This is a genomic window from Bradyrhizobium algeriense, from assembly GCF_003062295.1.
GTDB classification, from domain to species: domain Bacteria; phylum Pseudomonadota; class Alphaproteobacteria; order Rhizobiales; family Xanthobacteraceae; genus Bradyrhizobium; species Bradyrhizobium algeriense.
This window is the reverse complement of the sequence record NZ_PYCN01000001.1, coordinates 270,222-288,376: the sequence shown is the minus strand read 5'-3', so window position 1 is coordinate 288,376 and position 18,155 is coordinate 270,222. Positions and strand designations below refer to the sequence as shown.

The window sequence follows — 18,155 nt, the reverse complement described above, 5'->3', positions numbered from 1 at the left end:
AGTAAATGACGCACCTTTTTGTAACCACGAGCAATCGGATGAAAGATCTCGTCTCCCGCTGTCCCATCGAAGAAGTGATGCAGGTCGTGAGCGGTCGCTGGCCCGGTCTGCTGATCTACTATCTGAAGCAGGGCACGAAACGCTTCAGCGACCTGCGCAGGGACAACCCCGCCATCTCGCACAAGATGCTCACTTTGGAGCTTCGCAAGTTGGAGGACGCCGGCATTGTCGCGCGCAGCGAATTCGAGGGATATCCGTTGCGCGTGGAATATGACCTGACGCCGGCCGGCCTCAAGCTCGTGCCGCTGCTTGATGCGCTGGGTAGCTGGTGGGAAGCGACTGAAGCTGGCCGCAGTCAGGGCAGCACGTTGCCGGTCGAGGTGACGGAATAATCGCAGGGCGCGCGATGCGTCAGCCCTCCGGCAACCCCGCCGCCGCCATCAACTGCATAATCCGTTCGGTCGCCTCGATATAGATCGGGCTGGAATTCTTTTTGGGCGTTGGGACGCTTTGCACGGTCGAGCCGGGCCGCAATTCACGGCCCTTTTCCATCGCGGCTCTGGCTTCCTCGGTCCTGCCCATTTGCTGATAGGCCGCCGCCAGCAGCATATGCGTTCGTCCGCTGGCTGCGGTGATCGCGATTGACTTCAGCAGCCACGGCACGGCGTCTTCGGCGCGGCCCATCAGCATGTTGGCCCAGCCCGCGCCGATCATCCACGTCCAGCGCGAGACCTGCGGGGTATCGAACCGGTCAGCCTGCTTGAACGTCGCTAACGCGTCCTCGAAACGTCCGGTCTGGATCTGCGCAAGGCCGACATGATACAGCGCGATCCCGTTCCAGGGATCGAAGCTCAGCGCCCGCGCGCACGCCACCAGGCTCGAGCGGAACTGGTTGGTGGCGTTGAGGAAGCGGCAATAGGCTTCATTCGCCGGAATATGATTGGGTTTGGCGCGCAGCGTCTGCTGCAGCATCGCCTCGGCCTTGCTCTCCGCCGTCTCGCGCTCGGCTCCGCTCACCCACACCATCTGCACGCCGCGCATCAGCAGTGCGGCAAGCGCGATCTGAACGTCTGTGTTGTCGGGGTCCTCGGTGAGCGCCTGTTCCAGTATTGCCTGCGCGGCCTTGAACCGTTCCGGCGAGGTCTGGTTGATATGGGCGGTGGCCTGTTCGATCACGACCTTGCTCTTCGCAGCGGATCGCGTGTCGGCATTCAGCAGTTCGTTGATGCGCAGCGCCAGCGCGTGACCGACGCCGGCGGCGAGCCGGGACTGCTGCATCTGCAAGTCCGTATCCGCAGGGTTGACCTGATATGACGCGGTCCATTTGACCTCGCCGGTTGCCGCCTCTGTCATGCGCGTTCGTATCGTCCAGGCCCGCTCGCTCTTCTGCAGTTCGCCCTTCACCACGAAGTCGGCCTTCGGTGCAGCCGCTTCCGGAGCCAACACGCGGATGTTTTCGATCTTCGCCAGCCCGTCGGTGAGGCGGCCGCTTACGTCGGCCGCCATCTGGGCGACGAGGGGATCGTTGCTCGCATCTGCGATCGGCATCACGGCGATGCTTGTCGGCCCGCGCGCAAAGATCAGGCCGGGGCGCAACATCCACACGGCGACCGCCGTGCACAGGATGGCCAGCCCCGCGACAGAAGCGAACGCGATGCGCCGCCGGCTGAAGTCGAAAAACCGCTTCGCGGGTTCACGGTTGGTTGCGACCGCCACCGTCGTGTCTGGTGAGGCCCGCTCCGGCTGGCTGACGGGCGCAATGTCCGGCGCGGCCGGGACGGCGACCTCGGTCACGCCGGCCTCGGTCGCTTGGGCTCCCGTCACCTCGGCCTGGAACAGGTAGCCGCGGCCGGAGATGACCCGGACCACCTGGCGCTTGTCGTCGCCAAGCGCGGTGCGGATTTCGCGGATGCACTGGAACAGGCTGTCCTCGCCGACATGGACGTTCGGCCAGGCGGCTTCCATCAACTGTTGCTTGCTCAGGACGCGGCCGGCATTGCCGGCGAGCAGCCGTAGTATCTCCAGGCTCTTGGGCCGGAGCCTGATCGTCCCGCCATCGGGCCGGCGCAGCTCGGCGCGCTCAGAATCGAGCTCAAACCCAGCAAAGCGCAGCACCGTCCCCTCCAAACCGGCAACTGTCCCCATTTGGTCCCCGGATCGACCCTAAAAATGTGTCCAAACACACAAGTGGGCCGAATATCAGAAAAATTTCAGAATGTCCTGGGTGCAATCTCAGGACCTTCGGACGGCGAAATGAGAGGAAAGGGGGAGTTGAAGAGGGGGAGTCGTGTCGAATGGGGGCTGCGATGCCGGACAAGCGCGCGGACCTCTGCGGGCTGGGGGCGGAAGATGTTCGATATACGTAATTATTACTGTGCTGCGGGCTGTGTCGGCCAAGTGGCTGCGCGCCGCGCTGTTGGGGGCTCACCGGCGGCGGCCCAGGACGCCACCTGGCTCGCCAGCCCCGGCTCGGGCGACTTCAGCACGGGCAGCAACTGGAGCACTGGCCGCGAGCTTCGTAGTCAACGGCGCCGCGCAGGCACGCGATGCCGCCCTGACCACCGCGTCCGCCGAAGTGAAATGGCGCAACGGCTTTGCGGTCGGCACCACCTTCGAGGGCGGGTTCTCCAACGTCACCCGCAGTTGCGCAGGCAGGGGATTCTTGCGCCATGTGTGGTGAGCTTCACAATCGGACCGGCATCTTCATGCTAAAATTAATTTGCCCCGCCCACGACCAGGCCTTTGAAGAAGCCGATCAGCCCCCAGCGCAAGGATCCAAAGAGATGGACAATGCGGTGAACCTCGCCCAGGTCAGGGCCGAGCTGTCCTATCTCAATCGTCTGGACGAAATTCGCGAGACCAATGTGGCGAGTTTGAAGCGCCTGAAGGACGCCCGTGACGCTCTGCTTGGCAGGGGAAGTGAAATCGCGGCGATATCAACCTCACGAAGATCCTAGCGCCGCCGAAATACCACGCCCGCGGACGACGGCGGTCGGCGGTGCATCCCCCGCCATTGCGAACCAACGGGTCGCGCGAATGCGCGCCCGATGACAGGCTTCGCGAAGCAATCCATCTTTCCCTGCGCCGAGGCATGGATTGCTTCGCTGCGCTCGCAATGACGGTTGAGCTCATTCCTTCGTCACATGCACGCCCGGCCTCTCGCCCGCGTTCCACTTGCCGCCGATCGCCCGCTCGATCTGCGCCGCCAGTTGCAACAGCAGCCCGTCATTGGCTTGTTTCGCAATCGCCTGGATGCCGAGCGGCAGGCCGTGCTCGTGGGTGGCGAGCGGCAGGGAGATCGCGGGGATGCCGCAGAGATTGGCGAGCGGCGTGAAGGCAAAATTGCGCCAGAGATTGCCGAACCAGTCCAGCACGGACGGATTGTCGCTGATCGTGAGGTACTCCGTGGTGCCGACCTTCGGTGTCGGCAATGCCGTGATCGGGGTCAGGATGATATCCCAATCCTCGAAGAAGGCGCCGAAGCCGCGCGAGGTGGTGTTGAACACCGCCTGCATGCGCGCCCGGTCGGCAAAGCTCATGTGCCGGCCCGCCTCCCAGATCCGCACGTTGACCGGTTCGATCAGATCGGCCGGCGGCTGCGTCAGCCCGCGCGCGGCGAGCATGTTGCCGATGACGATCGCAAAATTGCTGATGTAGCAGGTGGTCTGCGCCGCGAAGGCTTCGCGATAATCCAGATCGGGCAAGGCGTAATCGACGTGATGGCCGAGGCCTTCAAGGAAGCGCCCGACCTTTTGCAGCTCGGCCGCGATCTGCGGCGTCGCCTGGTAATCGCCCCACTTGTACGACAGCGCGATTTTCAGCCGGCCCGGATTGCGCATGATCATCCGCGTATAAGGCTCCGGCGAACTCCAGAACGGCATGAATTCGCCCGGCGCCGGCCCGCGGCAGGCGTCGACGAAAGCCGCGGTGTCGCGCACCGTGCGCGACTGGCAGCCCTGGATGGAGACCAGCCCGCTGAGGTCGGACAGAAGCGGCGACAGCGAGAACACGCCGCGCGAGACCTTCAGCCCGATATTGCCGTTGACGCCTGCGGGAATTCGGATCGAGCCGCCGCCGTCGGTCGCATGCGCGATCGGCACCGCGCCGGCGGCGACCATCGCGGCGCTGCCCGCCGACGAGCCGCAGGTGGTGTAGTCGGTATTCCAGGGGTTGCGCGTGACATAGACGGCGGGATTTTCGGCCGAACTGCAGACGCCGAATTCCGGCGTCGTGGTGCGGCCGATCAGATTGAGCCCGGCCCCGCGCATCTTCGTCGTCATGAACGTGTCGGCCGTGGCGCGGTTACCGCGCATGTAGAGCGAGCCCATTTCCTGCAGGCGGCCCTTCATTGTCGGGCCCAGATCCTTCATCAGGAAGGGCAGGCCGGCAAACGGGCCGTCGAGGTTGGTCCCGTCGGTGCCGGGGTCTGTGACCGCATCCTCGAAGATTTCGACGACGGCTGAAACCGCGGGATCGACTTTGGCGATGCCGGCGGCCGCCTGCGCAGCCAGTTCCGCGGCCGTCAGTTCACCCTTCGCGACGCGCGCAGCCAGCGCAACGCCGTCGTGGTCAGCCCATTCGTCCCAGCTCATCGGCAGGTTCATGCAATCGGTCCCCTCGGAAAACAGCTCGGAACCTTAGAACATGATTGGGGAGGGCGGAACTTTTTTTCACCGGTCCGCAGATCGCTTCATCGCGGCCGTCGTGACAGCGCTGAGCCGCAGCGTCAGGAACGGAAATCGATGCTGCGCACGATGATGCCGGGGGGAGTGCCTTCGAACTCCCGCGCCTGGAATTTGCGGGACGCGCAGGCCTCGATCCGGTCCCGCAACCGCGCGAACTGTTCCTCGCGCCGGTTGGCCGGCGTCCGCGGCACGTGTTCCAGATCATCCATCGCCGAAGCGCTGACGGCGCAGGGCACTTCCCTGCCGCCGTCCATCATGGAGAACAGCAGAACCATCCGGTCGTCGTCATAGCCTCGGATGTTGCCGCGCGCGAACGTCATCAGACTTTTCCTCCCGGAACGGAGCGGACTTAATTCTTCTTTTTCGTTACCGGCGGATTGATTTCTGCGATCCTGCGCAGGCAGTCCGCTTCGGAAGAATGCGGGCCCGAGACGAAGGTTCCACTGACTTTGGTCGAGTACCAGCCGGACTCCACCCCGAGACGAAGCGATTCTTCGGTCATGACGTGACGTGGCGAGAGGTTCTGCATCAGGTGCTTTCGGTTTACGCCGTTCGATCCTGGTCGGGACGGCTGGATGAAGTGTACAGTTCTTTTAGGCCCAACGTCGCCTTGTTCAGGTCTCCTCCCCGGAAAGCCGGGTAAGATCGGCAAGCACCGCGGCGACGAGGTCGCGGTGATGGGTGTCGGTCGGCGCGAGACCGGCCGAATAAAGGTTGAGCACGTAACGCGCCTTGGCCACCGCCTCGGGCCACGAGGTGGCCGGCACGGCAAGGAGCTGGAGTTCGACAGCGCCCTGCTCGTCACGCAACAGTTTTGCGTTGGCCTCGACGTCGGCAAGCACGCGACGGATATCGGTGGCCTTCTGCGCCGCCATGCCGCGATGCTTGTCGAGCTCGATCGGGGTCTCAGTCACGCGGGGGCGCTCGCGTCGATGCGTTGCGCGTCGGACAGATCGATCGAACTGATCGTGATCATTTCCATCGCGGAACGTTGCGGCGGCGCGCCGGGCACCATGATCATGGTGGCGACCCGCCGAAAGCTCGGAAACGAAAGGCCTTCGATCATCTCCTCGTCGGTGATGATTTCGTAAGCCCCCGGTGCGAGCTGCCGGTCGATACCCTTGAGGCGGAACGGATGCCTGAAATGAACCATTTCCCGTCGCGTGCGCGTGGTCATGCCGGCAGCCCGGCGAATCTGCGCGCGAAGTCATGAGGTTTGTCGGACATCGTGGCAGCGTGCGCGCTTTTGCGGCAATTAGCTATCGTTTTCTCTGCTAGCAGCCGTATTTGGTCGAATGAGGCGGCTGGCGCCTTGTATTCGCTGGTTTCGTAGCCACTTCGAGCGTTAGTAGCGGGAGAGGCCTTTCGAATGAAGATTCGCGTCGGATTCGAAATGCTCTACGATTTCCCGCAGCCGACGCCGATGATCATGGTGCTGGGCACACACTTCACCCGTGCGTCCGACATCATCGTGCCGGACTTCCTCACCACCGACCCCGTCGTCGAGATCGCACCCTATCGCGACATGTTCGGCAATTGGTGCAGCCGCATGGTTGCGCCCGCCGGTCGGGTGCGTCTCGCGGCCGATGGCGTCGTTCGCGACAGCGGCCTGCCCGATCCGGTGTTTGCTTCCGCGATTCAGCATGCGGTCGAGGACCTGCCCGCGGACACCCTGGTCTATCTGCTCGGCAGCCGCTATTGCGAGACCGAGCGGCTTTCGGAAATCGCCTGGCAATTGTTCGAGAAAACGCCGCCAGGCTGGGCGCGGGTCCAGGCGATCTGCGATTTCGTGCATCGTCACATCGCGTTCGGATACGAGCATGCGCGCGCCAGCAAGACGGCGTGGGAGGCTTACGCGGAAGGCAAGGGCGTCTGCCGCGATTACGCCCATCTCGCCGTCGCGTTCTGCCGCTGCATGAACATTCCCGCGCGCTATTGCACGGGCTATCTCAGCGACATCGGTACGCCGAAGCCCTGGGCCGCGGGCGATTTCGCCGGCTGGTTCGAAGCCTATATCGGCGGGCACTGGCGCACCTTCGATCCGCGCAACAACGTGCCAAGGATCGGCCGCATCCTGATCGCGCAGGGGCGCGATGCCTCCGATGTGCCGATCACCCAGACGTTTGGGCCAAACACATTGGTCGGCTTCAAGGTCTGGACCGACGAGGTCGCGTGACGACGGATAGCCCCCGCGTCGACCTGCTTGATTTAAAACTGCGACCCATCGGGAAGGAACTTCGGATGAAGACGACTCTCGCCGTGCTGGCACTGTGCGTGTGTGCGACGGCTGCTCTTGCCGCAGGGCCCGAGTGCCGCGCGATCGAAAACGCCAATGCGCGCCTGTCGTGCTACGACGCGGTGTATCCTCCGAAAATGGAAAAGTCCGCAATCTCCGAAAGAGACCCGTCGCGAGCCGCTAACAAAGATCCTTTCAGCGCAGAAGACGCCAGGACCAACGCCAAGCTGAAGAATATCTGCCGCGGTTGCTGAGATGGAGGCGCCTGGCTGGTAGGGGCGTTTCTACGCCCGCACGACAACGGCGCGATAGCTGGCTTTGCTAGCTCAACAAGGTGCGCGCCTTCATGACGGCATCGTAGACCTGGACCTGAAGCATCGGATAAGCGGTCTTCAGCTTTCGGCCGGAGACTTCGGCAGCCTCGGCCGTGTCAAACTGCGACTTGAAATGGCCGTCGACGATCGTCGCGAACCCTTCGGTCGGAGGCCTGTCGGCCCGCACCGTCTTCTTCGGCTCCGGCTCTTCAATGGAAAGCAGGGGTTTCTTCATTGTCATTCCTTTCGCGTTCACCGCGATGATGTCGTTGGAGCTGGCTCAGCGGCTCGTCTGAATGGGCGGCGGCATAAGATGGAGAGATGTCGGATGGAGAGATATCGTTCCGATCTTGCCGGAGATTCGCCGGGCCTCGCCAGAACAGGCCCGAACGCCCATCGCCTTGCGGGCTGGGATAGGCGGTGATCGGTGCAGCAGACGCTCTTTTCGTCACGATGTCGAGGGAAATCCCCACAGCGAAGGCAAGGTCAGCGTTCATGCCGCATCTGATCCGATCGCGATAGCAACGTGATGTAGAACCGGGATCGATCTCCGGCGAGCCGCGCCATGCTCGGCGTGCCGTCTTCTACGATATCGACCGCGCGCGAAGCAAAGTGGTTGCTATTGGATGCGACAGTATCCATATGACCAACAGCGTACCCGGTTTCGCAACAAGGCGAGTCCGCAGACGCGACGCTTAGCCACACAATCCCACGGACGATATCGACCAACGGCATGTCGCTTCGGCGTGCGCGTTACGGGTCAGGAGACGCTATGTCCATCGAACACGCGTCCGTGCAGGCCATACGCAAGCCCTGGGGCGTCAGCGATCTCCAGCCATGGAGCAGCGTCGACGGTACCGGGGATGCCGTGGGAGAGCTCTGGTTCGAACGAGCTGACAGCAGTGCGCCGGCCTCTGCCTTGCTTCTCAAGTTGCTGTTCACCAGCGCGCCGTTGTCGATCCAGGTCCATCCGGACGATACGTCAGCGCGCGCGATGGGGATGCCGAACGGCAAGAGCGAAGCATGGTACATCATCGCGGCGAAGCCGGGCGCGCAGATCGGCGTTGGCCTGAATCGACGGATCACACCACAGGAATTACGCGCGGCGATCACGAATGGCTCGATCGTTGATCTGGTTCAATGGCGTCCGGTGGCGAAAGACGATGTCATCTTCATTCCGGCCGGCACCATCCACGCTCTCGGCGCCGGCATCGTGCTCGCCGAGATTCAGCAGCGCAGCGACACGACATTCCGCCTGTTCGACTACGGCCGACAGCGTGAACTGCACATCGACAATGGCGTAGCCGTCGCCAACGTCTTCCCGCTTGCGCCGCCACGTCATCCCACCCGCCTCACTCTTGAGCGAATGGTTCTGGTCGCGAGCCAACATTTTGTGCTCGAGCGGCTCGATCTGCCCGAGGGTTCAAGCTGGGCGCTGCTCGCCGATTCGGAAACCTGGGTTCTCGCTCTCGACGGCCATGCGGCGATCGGATTGTCCGCGCTATCCGTCGGGCAGGCGATCTTCGTCGGCGGCGATCGCGCCAGCATCGAAGTCGGTGCCAACGGGTTATCCGCCCTGATCGCGTATCCCGCAAGCGCTCCGATCGGCTCCCTTTTGCACAGGCTTTCCGGGCGATCGACCAGACCTGTTCAGGCCGTTGCTGCCGACCTGGCGGAACTCAGCGGCCTGGCCGAGGCACACGCGTGACGCCGCTCCGCAGGATCGCGGTGATCGGAAATTCATTGCCTCGCCGCTGCGGGATCGCAACATTTTCGACCGACCTGCAGCGCGCGATCTCGAATTCACGGCCAAACCTGCAAACCTGCATCGTAGCGATGACCGACCACGACCAGACTTACGATTATCCTGCCTCGGTCGCGTTGCAGATCAAGGATGGAAGCATCGAGGAGTATGTCGGCGCCGCCGCGTTCCTCAACGCCGGCCGGTTCGACATCGTCTGCCTGCAGCACGAGTTCGGAATTTTCGGCGGCGAAGCCGGGACCCATATCCTGGAACTGCTTTCGCGCCTGACCATGCCGGTCGTCACGACGCTGCACACGGTGCTGGCCGCGCCGTCGGCGGCTCAGCGCGCGGTGATGGAGCGCATCGCCGAAATGTCCTCGAAGGTCGTCGTGATGGCCAGCAAGGGCCGCGAACTGCTGCGCAACGTCTATCGCGTTCCGGACGACAAGATCGAGGTCATTGCCCATGGCATCCCCGACTTTCCGTTCGTCGCGCCGGACGCGGCAAAGGCCAAGCTCGGATTTAGCAACCGGTCGGTCATTCTGACATTCGGTCTGCTGTCCCCCAGCAAGGGCATCGAGGTCATGATCGACGCCATGCCCTCGATCCTGCAAAGGCGGCCGGACGCGGTCTATGTGGTACTCGGTGCGACGCACCCCAATCTGGTTCGCGACCAGGGCGAAGCCTATCGCGGCAGCCTGATGGAACGCGTGCGCAAACTTGGCATCGAGGACCACGTCGTATTCCTCGACCGGTTCGTTGATCAGGCCACGCTGCTCGAATTCATTTCAATGTGCGACGTCTACGTCACGCCCTATCTCAACGAGGCGCAGATGACGTCGGGCACGCTGGCCTACAGCTTCGGCCTCGGCAAGCCGGTCGTCTCGACGCCTTACTGGCATGCGCGCGAATTGCTGGCTGATGGGCGCGGGGTTCTCGTTGCCTTTGGCGACGCGACAGGGACCGGCAACGAAATAGCACGATTGCTTACCGACGGCCCTCGCCGGCAGGCGATGCGCGAGCGCGCCTACGCTGCCAGCCGATCGATGACATGGGAGCGCACAGCCGGGCGTTACATGACCGCCTTCGAAAATGCCCGGCAGGGTCACCGGCTGAAGGTGATCGCGCGTGCCGCGCCGGACGCGATCGCGCTGCACGGTCACGCGGTGCCCGATATGCAATTGGGCCATTTCCTGTCGATGTGCGACGATACCGGCCTGTTCCAGCACGCCGTGCATTCGGTGCCTGACCGCGCGCACGGCTACTGCGTGGACGACAACGCCCGGGCGTTGCTGTTGGCTTGCGCGCTCAATGAACCGGGCGAGCACCCGCTTTCCGAAAGCCAGACGGGCCGCTTTGCCGCCTTTGTGCAGCATGCGTGGAATCCCGATACCAGGCGCTTTCGCAACTTCATGGGTTTCAACCGGACCTGGCTCGAAGATGAAGGCTCCGAGGACAGTCACGGGCGAACCCTGTGGGCCTTGGGTGAATGCGCGCGGAAGGATGCCAGCCTGTCACGGCGTCGATGGGCGGCGGCCTTGTTTGCCGAAGCCTTGTCGACCGCCGCGGCCTTTCGCTCGCCTCGCGCCATGGCCTTCACGCTTCTCGGGCTGGACGCCTATTGCGCCGCAGCTCCTGATGATCAGCGGGCCCGTGAGATCAGGCATTCTCTTGCCGACACGCTGGTGTCCGCCCTCGCTCTGGTCGAGACGCCGGACTGGGTGTGGTTCGAGGAAGGCCTGGCGTATGACAATGCGCGCCTGCCGCAGGCCCTGATCGCGACAGGCCTCGCCACGCAAACACCGGCCTATGTCGATGCCGGTTTGAGAACCCTGCGCTGGTTGATGACGCTGCAGACGACGTCGACCGGGCATTTCCGCCCGGTGGGTACGACGAGCTTCGGCGAACTTCGAAAGCCTCCCGGGGCCTTCGATCAGCAGCCGGTGGAAGCCACCGCCACGATCGCAGCGTGCCTGATCGCGTGGCGCGCGGACGGCGATGCCGAATGGAAGGTCATCGCGGCCGGGGTTTTCTTCTGGTTCTTTGGCGGCAACGACCTGTCGGTTGCGCTCGTCGATTCCGAGACCGGCAGTTGTCGCGATGGGCTGCATCCCGATCGTGCCAATGAAAATCGCGGCGGCGAGTCGGTCGTGTCCTATCTGCTGGCGCTGGCCGAGATGCGCCAGCTTGCGCGCGCCAATATCAATCCGACGAACCCCGTGACGCTTCGCGCCATCGGCGCTTGAGTTAAGCGTCCACCCACGCAAACGCGAACTGAGGGCACCTTGTTGCAAGCCACTTTCGTCAATCGACGGGCGCTCTATCTGCGGCCTGATCCTGCGCGCGTGATCGTGCGTCCGTTCAAGCCGGCGACCGAACCGCGTGATCTCAACCCGACCGACAAGACGCGCGCCAACCATATTGTCGAGCGCGTTCTCAATCTCGATCCGCAGGCCGCGGCAAGCCAACTGGCCGATGTGCTGGAAAATTTCCAGGGCCGGCACCGCAACCTGCTGGAGACGTTTGAGCGCCGGGCCGACGAAATGGAGGAGGCGCTGCTGGCGCACATTACGTTTTCCGAAGTGCAGCGCCAGCTTATCGGCGCTTACTTCCTGCACGAATACTCGTTCGAAGCGTCGGCACTGTTCAATCCCAGCATCGTGCCGCACCCCGACCAGTCAGGAATCCCGAACGGCAGCCTGCGCTTCATTCTGAGCCTCCGAGCCGTCGGCGAGGGGCACGTATCGTCACTGACGTTTCGCGCTGGCACCATCGCCGCTGAAGGCAGCATCAGAGTCGATCCGACGGCCCGGCTCGCTTCGAGTCCCCGGATCAGGCACCGGTTAGCTGGACCGATGGGCGACGAAGTCGACGTCGTTTTCGAGCCGGCACAGGACATCAGTGAACGTGTGATCTTTCCGGTCACGGATTCGCAATCGAACGGCATCGAAGACGCGCGCTTCGTCCAATTCAGCGATGGCGGTCGGACGACCTATTACGCAACCTATACCGCCTACAAGGGTACCGCGATCCGGTCGGAACTGATCGAGACCAGCGACTTCCTCTCGTTTCGAATGACGCCGCTGCACGGCGCAGCCGCGCGCAACAAGGGCATGGCGCTGTTCCCGCGCAAAATCGACGGCAAGTACGCCATGATCGCGCGACAGGATAACGAGAACCTTTATTTGATCTATTCCGACGACCTCTACAGATGGGAAGGCGGTCAGCCGATCCTGAAGCCGCAATTCCCTTGGGAGTTCGTGCAGATCGGCAACTGCGGATCGCCGGTCGAGCTGGAGGAGGGCTGGCTGATGCTGACGCATGGCGTCGGCCCGGTCCGAAAATATTCGATCGGCGCGGCGCTGCTCGACAAGCGCGACCCCACCAGGGTGCTGGCGCGTTCGAGCGAACCGTTGTTGCGGCCCGAGCCGTCCGAACGCGAAGGCTACGTTCCCAACGTCGTCTATACCTGCGGGGCGATGGCGCACAATGATCAGCTCATTTTGCCCTACGCCGTATCGGATACGTACTCCAACTTTGCAACAATCCAGATTTCCGCGTTGATGCGATCGATGTCCTGAATCAGAAATCGCTCGGTGCGGCGCCTGCGTCCTCAAAGGAGCGCCCCATGGCTCGCGAAACAAGCTACTTCGTTCAGGTCTTCGATGCCGGCCGGGGAGGAAACCTGAAAGCGGGCGCTCCGATCGCCTGCAAAACGGCAACGGGCGCGCTTCGCACCGCGGAGCGGCTGGCCCTGAGCAAGCTCGGGGTTGTTGCCTTTTCATCCACCGGCGATCCTGAGATGGGCGACTATGATGACGAGCCGACGATCATCTTCCGCAAGGGAGAGCTGCCATCGGCCTTCGATTGAGACAGGCTCTGCAACTTTCCGCGGATCGGGCCTGCTGTCGGACCGAACACGTGGATCTGCTCCGAGCCGGAAGCGACGGGATTGCGTCAGCTATCCTTCCGTAACCGCGATTGAGCTTGGGACACGTTAAGTGCGGGCATTACCGCTGGAAGGGCGCTCGCGATTGTCTACGCGGCGTTTTAGCGCTCGCTATTCCCGCGACGCGAGCCTAGGGTCGATCATCACCGCGTTTCCCACGGCGTCGATCGGTGATTGAGGGCTGAGAATGCTCACGCCCGGGCGAACGGAGCTTTTGTTGTCCCAGGTTTGCTTGGCCGCCGACCGGACCGTCCCGCAGTTCCATCCTTTGTCGGTGTCGGCCGTGGCATCCCTGCATGGATAGGACGACCGAACTGCATTACCTGATCAGCGGCAACAATCAATTTGGCCGGATCAATCTCAGCCGTGCGGCGGCGGGGGCGGCCGTCAAGAAGGCAAACGAGCTTTTGCAGGAAGGTTATTTGGACGTGAGGATATCCACGCCCCGGGGCCGGATCCTGTTGTCTGACGAGTTCGATCCGCTTGAAGGATAGCCGAACGCCCACCAGAGGTCCGGGAGGCAAGCCATGAGCGTCAGAGCCTTCAAGACCGCCAATGAGCTCCAGGATATCATTGTCGAGCAGGCAAGGACCCTCCATGGTCCCTGGCCGTCGGGGATGACGATGTTTGTTTTCGACGATGCTTACGGATGGAGCGCGAGCATCAGTCGGCCAATTTCGGAGGCCGACAATTTCTATCGCACCCGCACGCTCGATCTGATCGGGACGTTGAAGGTCCGATATGATCTGGACGCGCCGCGCCTCTAGTCGACCAGTCTGCGTTAGTTCCGGCATCACCATCAACCCTAAGGAGATCGACATGGCTAAAGGCGAGCAAAGAGGCAATCGGGAAACCAAGAAACCCAAGAAGGAGAAGATCAAGGTGATTGCCGCGGCACCGAGTCAGAAGACCGGCGGCTGGCAACCGACCTTGGGTTCCGGCAAGAAGAAATAATGCTTGGCGTTCCCTGGCGGGGACCGACCTCATTCCGTCCCGCGGTAGCGTGGCCTGCTGAGCAGGGCTAATCGACGATTGCTGCCGGTATCAGACTTTGATCAACCGCAGCTTCGTGCCCCAGGGATCTGATGTCTCGATGCCGTTCTCGATCGCTGCGGCCGGCGCGCCCGCCTGCCGCAGGCGCAGCGTTTGGGCCTCAAGAATTTGCTGCGTCGCGACCTCCAGCGAAAACCATGCAAGGCCCGTCGCTGTGTCGTCGCGCGGGCCGGCGCCGGCGCTCTGCCAGACGTTGATCCCGAGGTGATGGTGATAGCGCCCCGAGGAAAGAAACGCGGCGCCGCTGCGCTTGCGGGTCGGGTCGAAGCCGATGGCGCCGCCGTAAAAACGGTCCGCCTGTTCGAGGTCGCCGACGCGCAGATGCATATGGCCGATGCGCAGGTCATCGGGGGCCTTGGCATAGTTGGTCGTGCGCGTATCTGTCAGCGCCAGCAAGCCGTCGATGTCGAGCTGGTCGGTTGCCATCGCGACCGAGCTGCCATCCCATTTCCAGGTTTCGGGCGCACGATCGGCATAGACCTCGATGCCGTTGCCTTCGGGGTCGTCGAGGTAGACGGATTCGCTGACGAGGTGATCGGCGAAGCCGGACAGCGGGACCTTATTTTTCGCCGCGTGCACCAGCCAGCGCGCGAGGTCCTTGCGCGTCGGCATCAGGAACGCGGTGTGATAGAGCCCCGCCGCGTTCCGTGCCTCGGCGGGGGCGTTCGCGCGCAAGGAGAGATCGAGCAGCGGCACGCCGCCCGCGCCGAGACGGGCGCCCGTTGCCGTGCGCACCAAGACAGTGAGCCCGATCGCGTCGCGATAGTAGTCGGCGACGAGATCGAGGTTGCGCACGCGCAACGTCACCATGCCAATCCGCATCGGCGTCCGGTTGGCAAAGGTCGGCCCGCCGCCCGCCGTCCCCTCGGCCTGCGCCGCGGCGACGGCCGCAGCGGACAATGAGGAGGCACCCGCGAGATGAAGCAGGGTTCGGCGGGTCAGGTCGATGGTCATGCAGGCTCCCTTTGGCAATCGCCACAGCGAAGCAAATCTTGCGCCGGATTCCAAGCCGCAGCAATTCCGATCCCGTCGTCATTCTCCGGTGCGCAATTGCCCACCTGAGGGCTTGATGCTGCGTTCGCCCGGCATGACAGCGGCTCACTGCGACAAAACCACTTGTCGGGCAAATCACCAAAAACCTGTCCAGCCCTCCGCGCAAAAATATTCCGCTTTCGTTCTCACCCAAATCACCGGCATAACTCCGCCCGTCTCACGGCAGATGAGGGGCGTTGGCCATCGTCACGAACGTGCGGTGAGATGCGATGGACGCGAGAGCTGCGACTGACGTGTGTGGCTTGAGCGTACGGCGAAGTCGTGTGGTTCGGGCGCCGCGGTGCTGGCGTTAAGTCCGGGAGAGGCGACGCTTCTCTCGTGGCGACGGAGGCAAAAGAGCCGTTCTCCGGGAAGAGCACGAAGTAAGCCGTAAAGCCATTGCGCAGGGAAGGCCGGAGTGTTTCCGCTGCCCTGTATGCTCGTGTGCAGTTTTGTTTGCGCAAATCGCACGCGAGACCGCGGGTGCAGCAAGCACCCGGTCTTCCCTGCGCCCTCTATTTCGAAGAGGGCAAACGAAGATCAAACCTCGGACGCCATGCGCCGCGAGATCGCGAAGTTATGCCTCGTAGGATGGGTAGAGCGCAGCGAAACCCATCACCTTCTATGCCGGCATTGATGGGTATCGCTTCGCTCCACCCATCCTACGGGAGTGCATGACGCGGAGAGACCTTTCCCCCCACCGTGAGAAGGCCCCGACCTCCGCATCCCCACCCAGCCTTTCAATTTCGCAATACAAGCCATGCTCACATTCAAATTCCTTGTCCCGCTGCCGCGATCTATTCTGCGCACCAATCAACCCGGAAGTCGCAGAGGAAACTGAGCCCGATGGCGGAAGCAGCAAAATCACGGAGCGAGGCGGCACCAGCGCTGCCGACGTGGCCGGACGAAATCTATCGCGTGCTGAAGGACGCCGGCATTCGCCAGGTGGCGATAGTGCCGGACGCCGGCCACAGCCGTCTGATCCGCTCCTTCGAGGCCGACCCCGAGACCCGCGTCGTGACGCTGACGACGGAAGAGGAAGGCGTGGCGATGCTGGCCGGCGCATGGCTCGGTGGCGAGCGGGGCGTTCTGCTGCTGCAGTCGAGCGGCGTCGGCAACTGCATCAACATGCTGTCGCTGCCCGTCATCTGCCACATGCCGCTTCTGATGATCGTCACCATGCGCGGCGATTGGGGCGAGTTCAATCCGTGGCAGATCCCGATGGGGCAGGGGACGCGGCCCTCGCTGGAGGCCATGGGCGTGATCGTGAACAAGGTGGACGAGCCGCACCTTGTCGCTTCCACGGTGCAGGGCGCGGCGCACCTCGCCTTCAACAGCTGGAAGCCGGTGGCGGTGCTGATCGGACAGCGCGTGCTCGGCGCCAAGAATTTCAAGGAGCTTGCCCGCAAATGACCAATCCCAACGCACTTCTGCATCGGCGCGACGTCGTCAACGAATTGTTGCGTGACCGCGGCGATCTCCTTGTCATCGCCGGCCTCGGCGCGCCGAACTGGGATGTTTCCGCCGCCGGCGATCATCCCAACAATTTCCCGCTCTGGGGCGCGATGGGCGCCGCTGCCATGATCGGGCTTGGGCTGGCGCTGGCGCAGCCGAAGCGAAAAGTGATCGTCATTACCGGCGACGGCGAGATGCTGATGAATGTCGGCTCGCTCGCGTCAATCGCGGTGGAAGCGCCGAAGAATCTGACGATCGCCGTCCTCGACAATGAACGCTTCGGCGAGACCGGCATGCAGAAGACCCCGACTGCCTCCGGCGTCGACCTCGCCGCCATCGCTACCGCCTGCGGCATCCGCACCTCGCGCATCGTCCGCACGATGGCGGAAGTGACCGAGCTGCGCGACCTCGCCCATGAGGGAAGGGGAACGGCCTTCGCCCAGATCAAGATCAATCCCGAGGCGCTGGTGTTCGTGATGCCGCCGGCGGACGGGGTCATCCTGACGACGCGCTTCCGGCAATCGGTGTTGGGAGACGAGGCGCTATTTAATTGAGGTGGGGCACCCACACGACGTCGTCATGCCCGGGCAAAGCGCGAAGACGCGCTTCGCGCTTTGGCCCGGCCATGACGAAGAGAGAATGCCCGGCGGCGCTACGCCGTCATGTTGATCTTCCAAAGCCCTTCCCGGGAGAGCTGTTGAATCTCCGACACGATCAGCGTCGCAATCGTCGTCGTCGCGATCGACGGCGGATGGGCGATCGGCGATGCGAGAATCAGTTCGCGCGACACCGAGGGGCTGACGGCCGCCATCTCCAGCCGTTTCGCCGCCACTTCGGTGCGGATGGCGGAAGGCGGCAGCAGCGTGTAGCCGAGCCCTTCCTCCATCAGGCTGATCTGCGCGCGGTAAGAATCGACCTCGATCATGGCGTCGAGCTTCAACTTCTCGCGCGCCAGCGCCTTCTCCAGCAGCGCCCGCAAGCCGTGCGAGATGCTGGGCAGGATCAGCTTCTGCTTCACCAGCCATTTCAGGTCGACCTGCTTCCGCTTGCCGAGGCCGGACCCCGGCGGCCCGACGGCGACGATATCCTCGCGGCCGATCGACTGGACCTGAAGATGCAGATCTACCGCGGGACCGTAGATGATCGCGAGATCCATTTCGCCGCGGTGCAGCCACTCCACCAGATGCCCGCCATAGCTCTCCACGATGCGCAGCGAGACGTCGGGAAATTCGCTGATAACGCGGCGGGCGAACCGTCCGGACAGCACCGCGCTCACCGTCGGCACCAGCCCGAGGATGACGCGGCCCGACGGATTGCCGTTAGCCGATTTGAGGTCGTCGCTGACCTGTTCGATCTGGCGGATCAGGCCCGTCGTGCGGTCGAGCAGCATCCGGCCGGCGCTGGTCAGGAGCATGCCGCGGCCGTTGCGGACGAACAGCTCGACGCGCAGCTCGTGCTCGAGCAGCTTGATGTGCCGGCTCAGCGCGGGCTGGGCGGCGCGCAGCCGGTCCGCCGCCTTGCTGAGGCTGCCCAGCTCGGCCACGGCGCGGAAGGTGCGCAATTGTTTGAGGTCCATCGGATGCCTAAGTGCTTATCTGGTAGGCATCATATGCTGTTTTCGGCGAAGTCGGTGCAATCAGTTCAATGTTCGATGACATGAGAGTTAATGCCTCGCCCGGCGTGACGC

The 18,155-nt window shown here is 63.2% G+C and carries 24 protein-coding genes; 14 read left to right on the top strand and 10 right to left on the bottom strand.

Features of this window, described 5'->3' with window-relative positions:
- The first annotated feature begins 38 nt into the window (after positions 1-38).
- Positions 39-392, top strand: a complete 354-nt coding sequence (locus C7G61_RS01380; protein WP_108512279.1) for a winged helix-turn-helix transcriptional regulator — start codon at positions 39-41, stop codon at positions 390-392.
- A 19-nt stretch (positions 393-411) separates the two neighbouring features.
- Here C7G61_RS01380 and C7G61_RS01375 read toward each other — a convergent pair whose 3' ends face one another.
- Entirely contained in the window at positions 412-2,115 is a 1,704-nt protein-coding gene (locus tag C7G61_RS01375; protein WP_244608091.1) for a tetratricopeptide repeat protein, read from the bottom strand.
- Positions 2,116-2,386: 271 nt separating this feature from the next.
- Between C7G61_RS01375 and C7G61_RS01370 the strand changes: the two genes are divergently transcribed.
- Positions 2,387-2,680 carry a hypothetical protein gene (locus C7G61_RS01370; RefSeq protein ID WP_145963540.1) on the top strand — a complete coding sequence of 98 codons (294 nt, stop codon included), beginning with the start codon at positions 2,387-2,389 and terminating at the stop codon, positions 2,678-2,680.
- Entirely contained in the window at positions 2,670-2,957 is a 288-nt protein-coding gene (locus tag C7G61_RS01365) for a hypothetical protein (protein WP_108512276.1), read from the top strand. The genes C7G61_RS01370 and C7G61_RS01365 overlap by 11 nt, the downstream gene beginning before the upstream one ends.
- Positions 2,958-3,128: 171 nt before the next feature.
- On the opposite strand, the gene C7G61_RS01360 is transcribed toward C7G61_RS01365, so the two are convergent.
- From C7G61_RS01360 to C7G61_RS01340, 5 genes are all read right to left on the bottom strand, one after another.
- A complete protein-coding gene (locus tag C7G61_RS01360; protein ID WP_190241611.1) occupies positions 3,129-4,604 on the bottom strand; it encodes an amidase in 1,476 nt (491 codons plus the stop codon).
- A gap of 122 nt (positions 4,605-4,726) precedes the next feature.
- A complete protein-coding gene (locus C7G61_RS01355) occupies positions 4,727-5,005 on the bottom strand; it encodes a DUF1488 family protein (protein WP_108512275.1) in 279 nt (92 codons plus the stop codon).
- Between the two features lie 29 nt (positions 5,006-5,034).
- Complete coding sequence (locus C7G61_RS01350) at positions 5,035-5,214, bottom strand: hypothetical protein (protein WP_108512274.1); 180 nt, start codon at positions 5,212-5,214, stop codon at positions 5,035-5,037.
- Between the two features lie 85 nt (positions 5,215-5,299).
- Positions 5,300-5,599 (bottom strand): hypothetical protein, encoded by a 300-nt coding sequence (locus tag C7G61_RS01345; protein WP_108512273.1) that lies wholly within the window; start codon positions 5,597-5,599, stop codon positions 5,300-5,302.
- Positions 5,596-5,862 carry a hypothetical protein gene (locus C7G61_RS01340; RefSeq protein ID WP_108512272.1) on the bottom strand — a complete coding sequence of 89 codons (267 nt, stop codon included), beginning with the start codon at positions 5,860-5,862 and terminating at the stop codon, positions 5,596-5,598. Before C7G61_RS01340 ends, C7G61_RS01345 begins: the two co-directional genes overlap by 4 nt.
- Before the next feature lie 192 nt (positions 5,863-6,054).
- On the opposite strand from C7G61_RS01340, the gene C7G61_RS01335 reads away from it, so the two are divergent.
- Together C7G61_RS01335 and C7G61_RS01330 are read left to right on the top strand one after the other, a co-directional pair.
- Positions 6,055-6,861, top strand: a complete 807-nt coding sequence (locus tag C7G61_RS01335) for a transglutaminase-like domain-containing protein (protein ID WP_108512271.1) — start codon at positions 6,055-6,057, stop codon at positions 6,859-6,861.
- A gap of 65 nt (positions 6,862-6,926) precedes the next feature.
- Positions 6,927-7,175, top strand: a complete 249-nt coding sequence (locus tag C7G61_RS01330) for a hypothetical protein (RefSeq protein ID WP_108512782.1) — start codon at positions 6,927-6,929, stop codon at positions 7,173-7,175.
- Between the two features lie 67 nt (positions 7,176-7,242).
- Here the strand turns inward: C7G61_RS01330 and C7G61_RS01325 are convergent, their stop codons facing one another.
- On the bottom strand, positions 7,243-7,470 hold the full coding sequence (locus C7G61_RS01325; protein ID WP_108512270.1) for a hypothetical protein: 228 nt from the start codon (positions 7,468-7,470) through the stop codon (positions 7,243-7,245).
- Entirely contained in the window at positions 7,445-7,732 is a 288-nt protein-coding gene (locus C7G61_RS43755; RefSeq protein ID WP_145963539.1) for a hypothetical protein, read from the bottom strand. The genes C7G61_RS01325 and C7G61_RS43755 overlap by 26 nt, the downstream gene beginning before the upstream one ends.
- A gap of 275 nt (positions 7,733-8,007) precedes the next feature.
- On the opposite strand from C7G61_RS43755, the gene C7G61_RS01320 reads away from it, so the two are divergent.
- The 7 genes from C7G61_RS01320 (at position 8,008) to C7G61_RS46955 (ending at position 13,882) form a co-directional block, all read left to right on the top strand.
- Positions 8,008-8,943: a class I mannose-6-phosphate isomerase gene (locus C7G61_RS01320; RefSeq protein ID WP_108512269.1), complete on the top strand. Its 936-nt coding sequence runs from the start codon at positions 8,008-8,010 to the stop codon at positions 8,941-8,943.
- A complete protein-coding gene (locus C7G61_RS01315; RefSeq protein WP_108512268.1) occupies positions 8,940-11,225 on the top strand; it encodes a glycosyltransferase family 4 protein in 2,286 nt (761 codons plus the stop codon). Before C7G61_RS01320 ends, C7G61_RS01315 begins: the two co-directional genes overlap by 4 nt.
- Before the next feature lie 39 nt (positions 11,226-11,264).
- Entirely contained in the window at positions 11,265-12,560 is a 1,296-nt protein-coding gene (locus C7G61_RS01310) for a glycoside hydrolase family 130 protein (protein WP_108512267.1), read from the top strand.
- A 47-nt stretch (positions 12,561-12,607) separates the two neighbouring features.
- Positions 12,608-12,850 (top strand): hypothetical protein, encoded by a 243-nt coding sequence (locus tag C7G61_RS01305; protein WP_108512266.1) that lies wholly within the window; start codon positions 12,608-12,610, stop codon positions 12,848-12,850.
- Positions 12,851-13,224: 374 nt separating this feature from the next.
- Positions 13,225-13,422 carry a hypothetical protein gene (locus tag C7G61_RS01300; protein ID WP_244608090.1) on the top strand — a complete coding sequence of 66 codons (198 nt, stop codon included), beginning with the start codon at positions 13,225-13,227 and terminating at the stop codon, positions 13,420-13,422.
- A 33-nt stretch (positions 13,423-13,455) separates the two neighbouring features.
- A complete protein-coding gene (locus C7G61_RS01295) occupies positions 13,456-13,695 on the top strand; it encodes a hypothetical protein (RefSeq protein WP_108512265.1) in 240 nt (79 codons plus the stop codon).
- A 52-nt stretch (positions 13,696-13,747) separates the two neighbouring features.
- On the top strand, positions 13,748-13,882 hold the full coding sequence (locus C7G61_RS46955; RefSeq protein ID WP_274542254.1) for a hypothetical protein: 135 nt from the start codon (positions 13,748-13,750) through the stop codon (positions 13,880-13,882).
- A 90-nt stretch (positions 13,883-13,972) separates the two neighbouring features.
- On the opposite strand, the gene C7G61_RS01290 is transcribed toward C7G61_RS46955, so the two are convergent.
- Entirely contained in the window at positions 13,973-14,935 is a 963-nt protein-coding gene (locus C7G61_RS01290; protein WP_108512264.1) for a VOC family protein, read from the bottom strand.
- A gap of 924 nt (positions 14,936-15,859) precedes the next feature.
- Between C7G61_RS01290 and C7G61_RS01285 the strand changes: the two genes are divergently transcribed.
- A complete protein-coding gene (locus C7G61_RS01285) occupies positions 15,860-16,426 on the top strand; it encodes a thiamine pyrophosphate-binding protein (RefSeq protein ID WP_108512263.1) in 567 nt (188 codons plus the stop codon).
- A complete protein-coding gene (locus C7G61_RS01280; protein ID WP_108512262.1) occupies positions 16,423-17,022 on the top strand; it encodes a thiamine pyrophosphate-dependent enzyme in 600 nt (199 codons plus the stop codon). Before C7G61_RS01285 ends, C7G61_RS01280 begins: the two co-directional genes overlap by 4 nt.
- Before the next feature lie 98 nt (positions 17,023-17,120).
- On the opposite strand, the gene C7G61_RS01275 is transcribed toward C7G61_RS01280, so the two are convergent.
- Positions 17,121-18,044: a LysR family transcriptional regulator gene (locus C7G61_RS01275; protein ID WP_108512261.1), complete on the bottom strand. Its 924-nt coding sequence runs from the start codon at positions 18,042-18,044 to the stop codon at positions 17,121-17,123.
- Between the last annotated feature and the right edge of the window lie 111 nt (positions 18,045-18,155).